At 51.2% G+C, this 14,836-nt stretch carries 12 protein-coding genes and 1 riboswitch; of the genes, 9 read left to right on the top strand and 3 right to left on the bottom strand.

Going from position 1 to position 14,836, the window contains the following annotated elements; genetic code table 11:
- Positions 1 to 11: 11 nt before the first annotated feature.
- From ABID13_RS10265 to ABID13_RS10255, 3 genes are all read right to left on the bottom strand, one after another.
- Positions 12 to 2,141, bottom strand: coding sequence for a hydantoinase/oxoprolinase family protein (locus ABID13_RS10265; protein ID WP_045091249.1), 2,130 nt, complete (start codon positions 2,139 to 2,141; stop codon positions 12 to 14).
- Between the two features lie 19 nt (positions 2,142 to 2,160).
- Positions 2,161 to 3,438: a hypothetical protein gene (locus ABID13_RS10260; protein WP_007865274.1), complete on the bottom strand. Its 1,278-nt coding sequence runs from the start codon at positions 3,436 to 3,438 to the stop codon at positions 2,161 to 2,163.
- Between the two features lie 376 nt (positions 3,439 to 3,814).
- A complete protein-coding gene (locus ABID13_RS10255) occupies positions 3,815 to 5,224 on the bottom strand; it encodes an NAD(P)/FAD-dependent oxidoreductase (protein WP_007865276.1) in 1,410 nt (469 codons plus the stop codon).
- 66 nt (positions 5,225 to 5,290) lie between these two features.
- A riboswitch (purine riboswitch) is annotated at positions 5,291 to 5,386 on the bottom strand.
- Positions 5,387 to 5,644: 258 nt separating this feature from the next.
- On the opposite strand from ABID13_RS10255, the gene ABID13_RS10250 reads away from it, so the two are divergent.
- The 9 genes from ABID13_RS10250 to ABID13_RS10210 all read left to right on the top strand — a co-directional run bounded on the left by ABID13_RS10250 (position 5,645) and on the right by ABID13_RS10210 (position 14,679).
- Entirely contained in the window at positions 5,645 to 6,622 is a 978-nt protein-coding gene (locus ABID13_RS10250; RefSeq protein WP_007865298.1) for a nucleoside hydrolase, read from the top strand.
- Positions 6,623 to 6,668: 46 nt separating this feature from the next.
- Positions 6,669 to 7,433, top strand: a complete 765-nt coding sequence (locus ABID13_RS10245) for a nucleoside phosphorylase (protein WP_007865300.1) — start codon at positions 6,669 to 6,671, stop codon at positions 7,431 to 7,433.
- Positions 7,434 to 7,436: 3 nt separating this feature from the next.
- Positions 7,437 to 8,171 (top strand): GntR family transcriptional regulator, encoded by a 735-nt coding sequence (locus ABID13_RS10240; RefSeq protein WP_045091250.1) that lies wholly within the window; start codon positions 7,437 to 7,439, stop codon positions 8,169 to 8,171.
- A 65-nt stretch (positions 8,172 to 8,236) separates the two neighbouring features.
- A complete protein-coding gene (locus ABID13_RS10235; protein WP_007865316.1) occupies positions 8,237 to 9,433 on the top strand; it encodes a BMP family lipoprotein in 1,197 nt (398 codons plus the stop codon).
- A 90-nt stretch (positions 9,434 to 9,523) separates the two neighbouring features.
- Positions 9,524 to 11,080, top strand: a complete 1,557-nt coding sequence (locus tag ABID13_RS10230; protein ID WP_048930126.1) for an ABC transporter ATP-binding protein — start codon at positions 9,524 to 9,526, stop codon at positions 11,078 to 11,080.
- Positions 11,070 to 12,149, top strand: coding sequence for an ABC transporter permease (locus tag ABID13_RS10225; RefSeq protein ID WP_007865321.1), 1,080 nt, complete (start codon positions 11,070 to 11,072; stop codon positions 12,147 to 12,149). Before ABID13_RS10230 ends, ABID13_RS10225 begins: the two co-directional genes overlap by 11 nt.
- Positions 12,146 to 13,087 (top strand): ABC transporter permease, encoded by a 942-nt coding sequence (locus ABID13_RS10220; protein WP_007865324.1) that lies wholly within the window; start codon positions 12,146 to 12,148, stop codon positions 13,085 to 13,087. The genes ABID13_RS10225 and ABID13_RS10220 overlap by 4 nt, the downstream gene beginning before the upstream one ends.
- Positions 13,087 to 13,884, top strand: coding sequence for a nucleoside phosphorylase (locus ABID13_RS10215; RefSeq protein WP_007865327.1), 798 nt, complete (start codon positions 13,087 to 13,089; stop codon positions 13,882 to 13,884). The genes ABID13_RS10220 and ABID13_RS10215 overlap by 1 nt, the downstream gene beginning before the upstream one ends.
- A gap of 18 nt (positions 13,885 to 13,902) precedes the next feature.
- Positions 13,903 to 14,679: a nucleoside phosphorylase gene (locus ABID13_RS10210; RefSeq protein ID WP_048930071.1), complete on the top strand. Its 777-nt coding sequence runs from the start codon at positions 13,903 to 13,905 to the stop codon at positions 14,677 to 14,679.
- Positions 14,680 to 14,836 lie beyond the last annotated feature (157 nt).

The raw sequence follows: 14,836 nt of genomic DNA, 5'->3' as shown, positions 1-14,836 counted from the left end.
GGCGTCTGTGATCAGCCCAGAGCATTTTTGGCCAGCACAAGTATGATCTCATCGGAGGGGGCCCTGTCGGAAAGCTCTGCTTCTATAAGCCCTGCCACCTGTTTGTATTCCGGAATGCCGGAATAGTCGATCACTCTTGAGCCGCAGATGACATACACGTCCGGATTGATGCGGACTTCGGAGGAAAAGTTGGAGGAGGCATCCCATATCTTTTTGAGATTTTCGCCGGATTTTTCCATAGTGGTGGTCAGGCAGCTTCCATCGGAGCGCTGGATTTTTACAAAGCCTTTTTTATCAATTACCCGGAGCTGGTTTTTATTGCCCTGCCTGCAGGTGGCCACAAAAATCTGTCCATTGGTCGCTTCCAGGTTTACCTTGTCCTCTGCCACGCCCATGGATGCGGCTGCTATGCTGACCGCTTCCTTCTCATCGCAATTTTTCATCAGATCAGTGGTCTTTACCTCGGTGGATCCCATGGCAATGGCCGTCACTTTCTGGGCCTGCTCATCGATTTCCACATAGACTTCTATGCTGTCTTCTACTGCACCGGAGTTCATGGCCATTTCCTTTGCCTCCTTTTTGAGCTGCGCAATGTCCTGGGCAGAGGGATTGGGCAGGGTGCGCTCAACCATTTCCCTGACCATGGCAAGAGCTACCCCAATGGAGGAGATGACTTCTGCATTTTCCGGGATCTGGTATTTAAAGCCCATATCATTGGCCGTAAAGGTGAGCAGAGTACCGGCGCCGCCTCCGGCTCCCACCAGCACGATCTGGTCACGCTCTATTTTATATTTTGCGATCAAATCTTCAATTACGGGTTTGATCTTGTCTGTGGATTTCTGGAGAATGGCTCTGGCTGTATCCTCCACGGACATTCCCACTTCATCTGCCAGGAGCTTGATAGCCATCCTGGCGGAGTCCTCATTGCCGCAGGCATAGTCTCCCTCGGCCAGGATTCCCAGGACATTGGCGGCGCATGTGTTGGTAATGGTAACGGATTCCCCGTTGTTTAAGCGGATGGCAACATAATCATCCGGATCATTTTCCCGCGGCTGCATATGGTAGAGCGCGGCTCCCTCCAGCAATGAAGGATCGGTAAAACAGGCGTAGCCCATGTTTGCAATATGGGCGGACCTGGGTCCCACATCCGTGATGCCGTTCTTTCCGGCCCTCACCATGGAACCTCCCGCAACACCCAGCACACGCACATCCAGTGAGTTGACATAAGTCCGGTGCCCACCTATGATGGCATAGTCAACAGCGGGGCGTCCGTTCTTGATCACGCCGATATTGGTGGAGGTGCCGCCTACCTCAAAGTAGATACCATTGGATGCCCTGAGGTACATCAGGGCTCCGATCACCGATGCGGCAGGGCCTGAAAGCATGGTGAGCACGGGCCGCTTTTTCATCTCATTGACTTCCATGACGCCGCCATCGCCGCGCATGATCATTAGAGGCACATTAACGCCTGTGGAGCGCACCGAGGATTCGGTGCTGTTGGCTGTTTCCATCATTTTTGGAAGAATACTGGCATTGAGCGCAGCGGTCCTGGTCCTGGTGGTCAGGCCGTAAAGCTTGGTGATGTCGGAGGCCATGGAGGAGGGAAGCCCCATCTTATCCGCGGTTTCGGACACCAGCTTTTCTTCGGACATGTTATCCACGCCAAAAGCCTTGGATGCTACAATAACCCGGTCGCCCTGGTTGTACATGTCCTGGATCAGTGCTCGGACGGAATTTTCATTCATGTCCTTTGCCTTGATAAAGTGTGAATCAATATGGATGAATTTGCCTGTTCCCAGGTCAATGTCGGGAATCTTTGTCTGGCGTTTGGTGAGAAAACTCTCCAGACCGCCTTTTCCAATACCGATCACTCCTACTTTGGCAACATCGCCCTCCAACAGGGCATTGGTGGCCTGGGTGGTGCTGTGGGCGATAAAAATCACTTCATCCGGCTGTATATTATTTTCCTCCAGGCATTTCTGAAAGGAATCCACCACTCCTTTGGCCACGCCTTCTTTGGCAAAGTGGGTCGTCATAACCGACCCTTTTCCCACGATCCGGTTGGTACTGTTGTCAATGGCAACAGCTTTGGTGTGAGTGCCGCCCACATCGATTCCGATTCTGATTGCTCTTTTTTCCATCATTCAGTGACGTCCCTTCTTAAATAATGCTGTATGTAAAGTAACCGACTATCTGTATTGCGATAAAGGCGATCCAGCCCCATGGCAGGTTTGTCTTGATGTAGGTTTTTGGCTCCAGTTTGGAGTAGCTGAGGGCCCACATGGTCCAGGACTGCGTTGGGCAGGCTGATGCCACGATGGAAACCGGCGGAACCAAAAACAGCATGAACAGGTACGGTTCTGTGAAAATACCCATGGCCTGCAGGATGGATGCAAGGGCAATTCCTGAACCCCAGATCATAAGGGGGCCTCTGAACAGGGCCAGGGGAGCCAGGATGCAGAACAGTACAAGCAGTACAAGGGGAGACTGGGGGATCAGTCCGCCCAGCAGATTCTGCAGGATGGGGGCCACTTCCTTGGCGGCTGCCTGGAAAATATTAACCCCATACAGCATTCCGATCAGTAGACCGGAGTCGGCAACACCGTCATACAATGTTTTCTGTACCTTTTCCACGGCAGCGGAGTAGCTTGAAAGGTTGCGTGTGAAAAGGAGTCCCAGAAGAATGCCCAGCAGGAAAGCCGGTACGGGCTGCCATTTGAAAAAGGATACCATGATAATGGGAACAAAGGGTACCAGGATGCAGTAGAAGGGAAGCTCCTGGGCATCCACGGATACGGGAGCGGCAAATGCCCTGGTCTTATTCTGACGCATGAAGTTAAAAACAATAAAGGCGATCATAACTACAATGCTGATGATCGTGGCGATCACTGCAAAGTGGATGTATTTATTATCGTACTGTATATTGGGGAATACGGCAAAAAACTGGCTTACATATGCGATATTCAGGTACATGCCGGATGCAACTGCCAGCATGTAAGCGCCTACGGCTGCCTTTTTGTCAATTCCCACAGAAAACATGATCGGCAGAACGATCATACCAATGGCCATAACAGAGCCCACACCGAAGGCGCTGCAGAAGATCAGGGCACATACAATGTTTAACAGCAGGGCTGTGACCAACGGCTTGTCGCCGGCAAATTCAACGGTTTTTTTGATGATATAGCCTGCGATCCCGGTATCCACCAGAACCCGTCCGAACCAGGCGCCGAACACAATGATCGCTATGGTTTTTCCGTAGCTTTCAACTGATTGTTCAAATACAACATTTACCACTGTTTCCAGGGGCACCAACCCGATGATACACCATAAAACCGCGGTTGTGATAAAACCGATCAATAGATTTCCACCTTTAAAGCAATATACGATTAATCCGATAAACGTGATCAACAGTAAGATGCCGGCAACCATATCTGCCATAACTTTTCCTCCTATTTTCCAATATGCAATTGTTTTGTAGTAACTGGCCATGTGCTAAAGTGATATACCACTTACTATATATTACAACTGATATACCGGTGTGTCTATTCATGTTTTGCACTAATATAAAGTTTATTTTTGTGCAATTAGCAAATAAATCGTGAAGAAAATGTTAACTTTAAATCAAAATATGTACATATATCATAGCAAAGATGAGAAAATAAGAGCAGATTGAATAGATGAAAATACGGAAAAAATGGAATATCATTAAATAAAAATGGACAAGTGATATACCACTATGAGGCTAGGGGATGAGAAGGATGCATAAAAACAGGGCCATACCATTAGGTAAGGCCCTGACAGGATAGGGAGAAGCTTAAGCTTCCATTTGTTTTAAGATACTTCTTGCCACGCTGATACCGTTAGCGGACGCCTGCTGCAGTCCGCGTGTGACGGATGCGCCATCGCCGATGGCCCGAAGGCCTTTGATGCTGGTCTCAAAATCTGTGTTCACTACCACCTTGTTGGAGTAGAATTTGACCTCCACGCCGTAGAGAAGGGTTTCATCACTGGCAATGCCGGGGGTCACTTTATCAAGGGCCAGGAGCATTTCCTTAATATCGGTCATGATGCGGTGAGGGAACACCAGGGACAGGTCCCCGGGTACTGCGTCCTTTAAGGTGGGAATCAGGTTGTTGCGGCAGAGGCGTTCCTCTGTGGTGCGGCGCCCTCTCTGGAAGTCGCCGAAGGTCTGCACCATGATCCGGCCGCCGCAGAGCATGTTGGAGAGCTGGGCAATGTGTTTGCCGTATTCAATAGGTTCATTAAAAGGCTTTGTAAAGTTCTTGCTCACCAGCAGGGCAAAGTTGGTGTTGTTTGTCTTGTATTCCTTGGACTTGTAGGCATGTCCGTTGACAACGGCCAGGCCGTTCTCGTAGTATTCCGTGGCAACCTCACCGGAAGGGTTGGTACAGAAGGTGCGGACCTTGTCGTCAAAGGTGGGGGTATAGTATACCAGCTTGGCCTCGTACAGGTTATCGTTCAGGAACTTCATGACCTCGTCCCTTACCTCCACGCGGACACCGATATCCACGGTGCCTACCTGGGTCTCGATCCCGTGGTCCCCGCAGATGTGTGAGAACCAGTCTGAGCCTTCACGGCCAATGGCAGAAACGATCTCAGGGGCGTAGCAGGTCTCATCCTTGTCTGTGAGAACTCCCTTTACCCTGTCTTCTTCTATGATAATATCCTTGACCATGGTGTTGAATTCCATGGTAACGCCCTGGGCCAGAAGATGTTCCTGAAGGCGGGTATAGATCTTATATCCTTCTTCCGTTCCGAGATGGCGGATGGGACACTCAATCAGCTTTAAATTGGCATTGATGGCCTTGCGGCGGATCTCCTCGATCTCTTTCTGCTTGTCCAGACCGTAGACATTGGTGTCAGCGCCGAATTTAAGGTAAATATTATCGGACTCCTTTAAGAGTTCAATGGTCTTGTCATAGCCCAGGATCTCCGGCAGGTTACCGCCAACGTCCGGTGACAGGGACAGCTTTCCGTCTGAAAATGCACCGGCTCCCGCGAAACCTGTGGTGATGGAACACGGTTTACATCCAACACATACCTTGGTGGTACGCTTGGGGCATACGCGCTTTTCAATGGGGCGTCCTTTTTCCACCATCAGAATCTTCATGTCCGGTTTTTTCTGGATTAACTCGTACGCGCAGAAGATGCCGGAGGGACCTGCGCCAATAATGATCACGTCAAAGTTCTTGGTTGGATTCATAGAAAAACTCCTTTCGCTGTGTAACTTCAGGGCATTTTTTAATATGCCCTAACATAAAAAAAGCCAGTATACAAAATAGAAGCATGTAGTCAACTATTCCGGTAGCTGGTAGAAACGTTCATCCGATTATGAACTTATACAGGCATTGCAACGGTTTTAGTTTAACATAGATTGAGTGGATATGCAAGGGCAGAACGCCCAAAAATTTTGGCCAAATCACAAAGAACACAAAAAATATTTAGGCATCATTAAAAAAATGTATCTATAAATTACAAAAAATTGTGCATTTAGCATAATTAAACTGGTGTTGCCATGTTGACAACTTGGCTGCCATGTTGTAAAATATGTGTACAAGATGAGAAGAAAAGACTTGATGAAAAAATAAGATAAAAATGAGATGAGAAAAAGGAGCACATATTTATGAAACGGATAATAATTGATGCGGATACAGGCGTGGATGATTCCCTGGCTATCCTATACGCATTGAGGTCACCTAATTTCCATGTGGAGGGGATCACCACATGCTTTGGCAATAATAATGCGGAGCAGTCCGCAGACAACTGCCTGCGCCTGATCCGGCTTTCAGGCTGCGGTTATGAGGTGCCGGTGGCCGTGGGCTCCAACGAATCTCTGGACGGCGTGTTCGATTCGGCTCCCGCCCACATCCACGGGGATAACGGGATCGGCAATGTGGAGCTGCCTGAGAGCAGCCAGAAGCCGGTGGACGAGACTGCCTGGGATTTTATTATAAGAAAGGCCGGGGAGCTGAAAGATGAGCTGACCATCATCACAACGGGGCGGATGACCAACCTGGCCCGCGCCCTGGAGAAGGATCCTGAGCTGCCCTCTAAGGTAAAGAAGGTGGTGGCCATGGGCGGAACCCTGAAGGAACCGGGTAATGTGAATCCCTACGCAGAGGCCAACATCCACGGGGATGCAAAGGCGGCTGACCGGGTATTCAGGGCCGGATTCAACCTGGCCCTGGTAGGGCTGGACGTGACCATGAAGACATTTATCACGGACAGGGATGTAAAAAATCTCTGTACCTACTGCCGGGAGGAGTGCAGGGCCATTGCGGATTACATAAGGGATGTTCTGAAGTTTTACTTTGAATTCCACCGGGTATCCATGGGCATGGCGGAGGCATGTGTGGTCCACGATCCGCTGGCCGTACTCATCGCCGAGGACCCGTCACTGGGAGTGTTTCGCATGGTCAGGGCCGGAGTGGAATATGAACATGAGCCGTTTCGGGGCATGATCAAGACGGACACGGGATTTGTGCCGGTTCTGGACCGGGAGGAGATTGCGGTGTGTGTGGAGGTGGATTCCGAGAAAGCGGTCCGAAGGCTGTTTTCACTGTTTCAGGACATGACGCCGGGAAGATACAACAGGAAGTAAGAGCATTAAGATGGATTAACATAAAATAAGAAAAGGGAGATGTGTTATGGGAAAAAAAATGATGCACATTGCACTGGAGGCCGGGGATGTGGGAAGGTATGTGTTTCTTCCGGGAAGCCCGGAGCGCACGGAGAAGATCGCGGCATACTTTGACAATCCGCAGGAGATTGCCTACAACAGGGAGTACAGGACATTTGTAGGTGAGCTGGAGGGCGCCCGGGTGGCTGTGACCAGCACAGGGATCGGCGGCCCGTCTGCGGCCATTGCTGTTGAGGAGCTGCATCAGTGCGGGGCGGATACCATGATGCGCGTGGGCACCTGCGCTTCCGTATCACCCAAGGTGTCGCTGGGGGATGTGGTAATCCCCAACGGAGCCGTGAAGATGGAGGGGGTGAGCCTTCACTATCTGCCGGTGGAGTTTCCCTCGGTGCCGGATTTCCATATGCTTAAGTGCATTGAACAGGCGGCTAAGAACCTGGATTATCCCTACAACGTGGGCGTTACCATCACAAAGGCGTCCTTTTACACACAGACTGAGCCGGAGACAAAACCCGTGGGACCGGAGCTTATGTTTAAGTGGTCCGCCTACGAAAAGGGAGGCGCCACCTCCACCAGCATGGAATGCGCGCCCCTGTTCGCCATTGGCTCCTGCCTGGGGATTCGGACCGCATGTGTGATGGCCAGCGCCACTAACTGCAGGAATTACAGTGATAACGGCAGGAATACGGAAATTGACATTGAGGACAGGGCGATCCGGACCGCTATCGAAGCCATGAGGATCATCATCAGGAATGATAAGGAGATGAAGTAGTTGATGGATTATAAGGAAATGCCTTTGTTAAAGGAAATGAATATTCCTTATTACGTACAGATTTATGATATTATTTACCAGCTGATCCAGGAAAATGTGCTGCAGGAGGGGGATACCCTTCCGGGGGAGAATATTCTGGCCGAGTACTGGAACGTGAGCCGCAGCACGGTGCGCATGGCAGTGCGGAAACTGGAGGAGGACGGCTATATCTATAAGATGCAGGGCAAGAAGACCATGGTCACGGGCCAGCTGGCCAGGAACAAGGATGGGCTTCAGCATATCTCCAATCCCTGTATCAGCAGCTGCATCGATACCATAACAAAGGCGGAGGCAGTGATCAGCGTGCAGAATGGCGGACGCCTTATAGGGGATCTGTTGGGCTACAACGGCAAGGTATTCACCGCAGTGGCCGTGGATATGAAATATTATGTGGGGGAAGCATACGTGGCCTCCTCTGTGGCCATTATACCGGTGCTCCGCCTGGAGCAGGAGGGGATCGCCATTGATGAGGAAGAAAAACTAAAGGACCTGGCCCTTTCCGGACTATACAAGCGCGCAGGACGTTCCAGTCTGTCCATGAGCGCGGTGGAGTGGACGGAGGAGGTGGCGGACCAGCCCCAGAGCCCGATCATTATAGTTATGGATGAGGTGCTTTATGAGGATGAAGCTCCCCTTGCCTATCACAAATACAGGATGGACAGCAACTGGTACCGGTTTACCCTGGACCGCAGGCTGTAAGATATGAAACCTTCTGCTTTTTAGCAGTTTGTTGATAACAAGTTAAACATAGGAGGATATGGAAAATGAAGAAAAGGATCGTAAGTACCGTACTGGCGGCCGCGATGGCCGCATCCATGCTGGCAGGCTGCGGATCTTCAGCAAAAGAGACAGCAGCAGCTGCCGGGAAGCAGGAACAGTCAGGGGATGCCGCTGCCGAAAAGGACAAGGCGGAGAGCGCGGATCCAGCGGACGCGGATGCATCCGGTAAAAAGTTGAAAGTGGTATATCTGTGCAACGGCAACCTGGGAGACAAGGGATTTAACGATTCCGCCGCCAGCGGTATGCAGATGCTGGCTGACCAGATGGGAGCTGAGGTCAAGACCATTGAGATGGGCAGGGATGAGACCAGCTATGAGGGCAACTACCTGGATGTGTCCGAGCAGGATTGGGACATGATCGTATCCGGTACATGGTCTGTGAAGGAACTGGCTCAGGATATTGCCTCCCAGTTCCCTGAAAAGAATTACCTGATCTTTGATGTTTCCGTTGACAGGGACGTGGTTACGGACGGCAATATGATGGGAGTTAACTATTACTCCAACCAGGCAGCATTCCTTTCCGGCGTGCTGGCTGCAAAGATGCTGGATTCAGGGGATGCCAAGATCGATGCTTCCAAGAAGATCCTGGGATTTGTGGGATCCATGGATACATCCAATATCAACGATTTCCTGGTAGGTTATCTGGAAGGCGTTCAGTATGTGGACCCTGAGATCAAGGTAGTGACCTCCTATGTGGGTTCCTTTGAGGATGTTTCCAAGTGCATGGAAATGACCACCCAGCTGTACAACCAGGGAGCCCAGGTAGTATATGCGCCCGCGTCACAGTCCATCCTTGGCGCTGTAACAGCAGCCCAGAAGTCAGACAAATATCTGATCGCCTGCGATCAGGACCTGTATTCCGAGTTAAAGGAATCCGATCCCCAGCTGGCAGCCAATGTTATTTCCTCCAGCTTAAAGAATGTGGGAGAATCCATTTACACATCCGTTAAAGCATGGTCGGAGGGAACCATGACGCTGGATCAGGATTATATCCTGGGCCTGGACAGCGGCGCTGTGGGCCTGGCTGAGAACGAGAATTATAAGGCAATTGTTCCTGAAGAGATTCAGAAATTCATCGATGAGACAGAACAGAAAATCATCAATGGCGATATCGCGGTCGGCACTGCATTTGACATGTCAACAGAAGACGTAGCAGCTCTTCGTGATGGCATGAAGCCATGATTTAATTAACACTGAGGCTGCGGATGCGCAGCCTCTTTTTTCAGAAATAACAACTGTGGAATGATTCTGTGGAATGATGAGGTGCTGATTATGGCAGATGAAGCATTGAGAATGTCGCATATTGTGAAGATATATCCCAATGGAGTGATGGCCAATAAGGATGTGACATTGTCTGTTGATCTGGGAGAGATCCATGCCCTTTCCGGGGAAAACGGGGCAGGGAAATCAACTCTGATGAAGATCCTGTTTGGCGAAGAACAGCCAACATCGGGAGAAATTTTTATAAATGGAAAGCAGGTACATATGTCATCTCCCCAGATGGCGATCAAGATGGGGATCGGCATGGTGCATCAGCACTTTATGCTGGTGTCTTCGCTGACAGTTGCGGAGAACATTATCCTGGGCATGGAGCCCAGAAAGGGAGTTATGGTGGATCTGGCATATGCCAGGAAGCAGGTGGAGGAGATGGGCAGGAAATATAACCTCTATGTGGAGCCTGACAAGCGGGTGGAGGACCTGACCGTTGGCCAGAAGCAGAAGGTGGAAATCCTCAAAGCCCTGTTCCGGGGAGCAAAGATCCTGATCCTGGACGAGCCCACGGCCGTGCTTACGCCCCAGGAGACCCAGGAACTGTTTGAGGAGCTTTTAAACCTGAAGGATCATGGCTATACCATCATCTTCATTTCCCATAAGCTGCAGGAGATCAAGCAGATCTGCAACCGGATCACCATTATCCGCAGGGGGATCACCATGGGCGTACATGATGTTGAGACTGTTTCTGAACAGGATATCTCCCGGCTGATGGTGGGAAGGGATGTGATACTGGATGTGAAAAAGGATGCCGCCAAGCCGGGTGAGGCCCTGGTTAAGGTAAAGGATCTGGTGGTGGTGGATGAGAACGGAAAGCATGCGGTGGACCATGTATCCTTTTCCTTAAGAAAGGGAGAGATCCTTGGAATCGCCGGAGTGGAGGGCAACGGCCAGACGGAGCTGGTCCGTGCCATAACCGGCATGGGCGCTTACAGCCACGGTGCCATTGAGATAAGCGGACAGGATATCAAGGGATATTCGGTTGAGAAGATCAGGAACCTGAAGCTGGCCCATATCCCTGCGGACAGGATGACCATGGGCATGGCTCCCCGCCTTTCCATCACAGAGAATATGATCGCTGACAAGTTAGGCTGGAAGCGTTTCTTTAAGAAGGGTGTGAGGGATAAACGGGCGGTAAAGGAATACGGGGAAGAGATGGTAAAGCAGTACCTGATATTCTGCAAATCCCAGGATGTGGCTATTAACAGCCTGTCGGGAGGAAATATCCAGAAGGCTGTCCTGGCAAGGGAACTGTCCGGTTCACCCCAGGTCATCATCGCGGACCAGCCCACCAGAGGCGTGGACGTGGGTGCCACGGAGTTTATCCGCCAACGTCTGGTTGAGATGAGGGATGAGGGAAATGGGGTCATTCTTGTAACCTCTGACCTGAACGAAGTACTGGGGCTTTCCGACAGCCTGATCGTCATGTATGAGGGAAGGATCGTGGCCTATATCAGCGACACTTCCAAGATGACGGAGGCCCAGCTGGGTACCTATATGCTGGGGATCCGGGTACAGTCCGAGGAAGAGATAAAGGAGGCACGGCATGAACAGTAATAAACGAATCAACCTGCTGGTGGATCTTGTGAAGCTGGCACTGATCATTCTCATTGCCTGTGTGCTGGTATCGGTCATTGTATTGGTTGTAAGTGATGACCCATGGACCGCCATAAGCAGTTTTTTTCTGGGGCCATTTACCTCACTGAGAAGGGTGGGGAATATAATTGAAGCAGCTTCCCCACTTATGTTTACCGCTTTGGCCGTGATCATCATATTTGGCTCAGGCCAGTTTTCCATGATTGCGGAGGGATCCTTTTTTATCGGCATTACAGGCGCCATGATCGTGGCCATTGCCTGTAAGCTGCCGGGAGGGATCCATCCTGCGGCCGCGATCCTGTTCGGAGGATTCTGCGGCGCTTTGGTAGCCCTGGTCCCTGCGTTCCTGAAGATGAAGTGGAATGTGAGTGAGCTGGTCACATCCATTATGTTTAACTATGTGGTGCAGTTTTTTGCCATTTATATGGTGAGTTATCATTTCCGCGAGGTCAGCAGCTCCAGCCTGGCTTCCCTGGAATTTGAAAAGACCTCCAAGCTTCCGGTGGTCCTGGATGGGACCAGGATCCATGCAGGCGTTGTGCTGGGGATCGTGCTCTGTGTCCTGGTGTGGTTCTTCCTGTACCGCACATCCCTTGGGACAAAGCTGAGGATCACAGGCGACAACCCGCTGTTTGCAAAATATACCGGCCTTAAGGTGACCGGCCTTATGGTGGCGGCCCAGGTGATCGCCGGAGCCATTGCTGGCATGGGCGGCGGTGCGGAACTGCTGGGCATGTATAACCGGTTTAAATGGACCACAACTCCCGGATACGGGTGGACGGGTATCGTGGTTGCCCTGCTGGCCAGGAGCAATCCCCTGCTGGTTCCCCTGGCGGCCGCCTTTATCGGATACCTGAATGTGGGAGCTGATATCATGGCGCGCAGCAGTGATGTGGGCAGGGAGGTCGTGGACATCATCCAGGGTGTCATGATGTTCCTGATTGCAGCGGACGCACTGTTAAAGGGCTGGAGGCAGCATCTGATCGTAAAGGCTGCAAAAGCAGAGGAAAAGGAGGCAATGCAGGCATGAATTTATTGAACTTGATCCTTAGCACAGACTTCGTATATATGTGGATACGCGTTGCCACCCCCATTATTTTTGCCTCTTTGGGGGCTGTGATCTGTACAAAAGCAGGCGTGGTCAATCTGGGGCTGGAAGGCATTATGCTGATATCCGCCCTGGCAGGCGTGCTTGGAAGCGCCTTTGGGGGAAACCTGGTATGGGGCGTTGCGGCAGGTATGCTGGCAGCCGTTGCGGTGAGCGCGGTGTTTGCGTATTTCCACCTTGTTTTAAAAGCCAATAATGTGCTCTGCGGTACGGCTGTGAATACCATGGCTTCAGGCCTTACGGTATTTGTGCTTCAGCTGGCAACCGGGGAAAAGGGCAACTCCTCCTCCCTGAAGAGTTTTGCATTTCCCAACCTGGACATCCCTGTGATCAAGGATATCCCGGTGATCGGAAGTGTTCTGTCAGGCCACAATTCCCTGACCTATGTTGCGCTGGTCATGGTGGCTGTGATCTGGTTCTTTCTCTACAAGACACCTACCGGCCTTCGCATGAGGGCGGTGGGCGAGAACCCGGACGCTGCTTCCAGCGTGGGGCAGAATGTGGTAAGGATCCAGTTCCTGGCCATTGTCCTGTGCGGACTTATGACAGGGCTTGGAGGAATGTATCTTTCCATGGGTTATCTCAATATGTTTGTAAGGGATATGACGGCGGGACGCGGGTTTATTTCCCTGGCCGCCTGTTCCATGGGACAGGCCACGCCGGTGGGGGCGCTGCTTTCGTCCATGATCTTTGCGTTTTTTGACGGGCTTTCCAATATTCTTCAGGTACTTAAGATCCCGTCTGAATTTATCCAGATGCTCCCGTATCTGGCAACCATTGCAGGCCTTACGGTTTATTCCATACAAAAGTCAGCCGCGGCCAGCCGTAAGATAAAAAAATTAAAGGAGGTACAGGGCTGATGGCACTGGACAAAGAGAGTAAGACAGCAGGAAAGAAACAATATCACATCCACCTGAAACCAGGTGATATAGGCAATTATGTGCTCCTTCCCGGGGATCCGGCCCGTTCCGACCGTGTGGCACAGTATCTTGAGAATGCAGAGCTTGTGGCCAATAACAGGGAGCACAGGACATTTACGGGATATTATAAGGGCGTTAAGGTATCCGTTACCTCCACTGGCATGGGCTGTCCTTCTGCGGCTATTGCGGCGGAGGAACTGATGAATATTGGGGCGGAATGCCTGATCCGTATCGGAAGCAGCGCAGCCCTGCAGGAGGATATTAAGATCGGGGATCTGATGATCTCCACGGGTTCCATGAAAAACGAGGGGACCAGCCGGTTCTATGTGCCGGACTGTTTCCCGGCAGTTCCTGATTTTGACCTGACCAGGACCATTATTGACACCGCAAGGGAAATGCAGCCGCAGCTGTACGGCAGGGTCCATTATGGGATCAATGCCTCTGATGATGCGTTTTACGGGGAAACCCAGGAGTGGATTGAGAAGCTTTCCTCCCTGGGATGCCTGAATGTGGAGATGGAGAGCTCCGCGCTTTATACCGTGTGTCACAGAAGGAAGAAAAGGGCGGCCATGATCAGCGCTGTTTCCGGTAACCTGGTGACAGGGGAAGTGATCTACGAGACGGCCAACCAGGGGCTGGCAAGGGGCTGGGACGAGGAGATCAAAATCGTTCTGGAAGCAATTTACAGGTTTGAACAGGAACAAACGCAGCGCTGTACCGACGGTGCGGAGAACTAGAAAAGGAAGGTAAAGAACATGGGAGAACAAAAGACCATGCACCTGGATATCACTTCAGACCAGGTTGGCAAATATGTATTTCTGCCCGGCAGCGTGGAGCGGGCGGCCCTGATCGCAGAGCATTTTGATAACCCGGTTAAGATTGCCCACAAAAGAGAGTTTCTGACCTATACAGGCACTCTGGAGGGCGTGCCTGTGACCGTGACCAGCACGGGGATCGGGGGCCCTTCGGCTTGTATTGCCATTGAGGAGCTTCACTCCTGCGGCGCACACACCATGATGCGAGTGGGATCAGCTGCATCCACCTCCCAAAAGGTTAAGATCGGGGATGTGGTCATACCCAACGGCGCCGTGCGCATGGAGGGGACGGGCAACCATTACCTTCCCTTTGAATTTCCTGCAGTGCCTGATTTTGAGATGCTGAAGGCGCTGGAGACAGCGGCGTTAAAACTGGGGTATCCATATAATGTGGGGATCACCATCACAAAGGATTCCTACTATACAGAGGCTGAACCCGAGACAAAGCCGGTGTATGAGGAGCTTAAGTACAAGTGGGATTCCTATGTGAAAGGCGGAGCCACCAATACCAGCATGGAGTGTGCCGTACTGTTCCTGATCGGCGCGTCACTGGGGATCAGGACGTCCAGCGTGATGATCAGCGCCACCAACTTTGGGGAGTACTCTAATGATGCGGCTGATTATCCGGACAGATGGGAACAGAGGGCCATTGAGGTGGGGATCGAGGCCATGAGACAGATCATCCTTCAGGATAAGGAAAAAGGGATTACCATGTAACAATAACGCATTATGACAGGGAATATGGAATTACTGCATGAGATTATTGTATGAAAAGACTAAATGAGATTATTGTAAGGTTCCCGGAAGGCATCAGGCTTTCCGGGGACCTTTTTTGTTAGATGCTGAGATTTGGAAAATAACAAACAAACTTTGA

Origin of the sequence: Enterocloster citroniae, from assembly GCF_040545455.1 — a bacterium.
GTDB lineage: Bacteria > Bacillota > Clostridia > Lachnospirales > Lachnospiraceae > Enterocloster > Enterocloster citroniae.
This window is presented reverse-complemented; position numbering and strand designations above follow the sequence as displayed.

What these genes read in the sequence shown, in the direction of transcription:
- ABID13_RS10230 (WP_048930126.1), top strand. Translation starts at nt 9,524, where the DNA reads ATGGCAGATGAAGCATTGAGAATGTCGCATATTGTGAAGATATATCCC.
- ABID13_RS10220 (WP_007865324.1), top strand. Translation starts at nt 12,146, where the DNA reads ATGAATTTATTGAACTTGATCCTTAGCACAGACTTCGTATATATGTGG.
- ABID13_RS10210 (WP_048930071.1), top strand. Translation starts at nt 13,903, where the DNA reads ATGGGAGAACAAAAGACCATGCACCTGGATATCACTTCAGACCAGGTT.
- ABID13_RS10265 (WP_045091249.1), bottom strand. Translation starts at nt 2,141, where the DNA reads ATGGAAAAAAGAGCAATCAGAATCGGAATCGATGTGGGCGGCACTCAC.
- ABID13_RS10215 (WP_007865327.1), top strand. Translation starts at nt 13,087, where the DNA reads ATGGCACTGGACAAAGAGAGTAAGACAGCAGGAAAGAAACAATATCAC.
- ABID13_RS10250 (WP_007865298.1), top strand. Translation starts at nt 5,645, where the DNA reads ATGAAACGGATAATAATTGATGCGGATACAGGCGTGGATGATTCCCTG.
- ABID13_RS10245 (WP_007865300.1), top strand. Translation starts at nt 6,669, where the DNA reads ATGGGAAAAAAAATGATGCACATTGCACTGGAGGCCGGGGATGTGGGA.
- ABID13_RS10255 (WP_007865276.1), bottom strand. Translation starts at nt 5,224, where the DNA reads ATGAATCCAACCAAGAACTTTGACGTGATCATTATTGGCGCAGGTCCC.
- ABID13_RS10235 (WP_007865316.1), top strand. Translation starts at nt 8,237, where the DNA reads ATGAAGAAAAGGATCGTAAGTACCGTACTGGCGGCCGCGATGGCCGCA.
- ABID13_RS10225 (WP_007865321.1), top strand. Translation starts at nt 11,070, where the DNA reads ATGAACAGTAATAAACGAATCAACCTGCTGGTGGATCTTGTGAAGCTG.
- ABID13_RS10240 (WP_045091250.1), top strand. Translation starts at nt 7,437, where the DNA reads ATGGATTATAAGGAAATGCCTTTGTTAAAGGAAATGAATATTCCTTAT.
- ABID13_RS10260 (WP_007865274.1), bottom strand. Translation starts at nt 3,438, where the DNA reads ATGGCAGATATGGTTGCCGGCATCTTACTGTTGATCACGTTTATCGGA.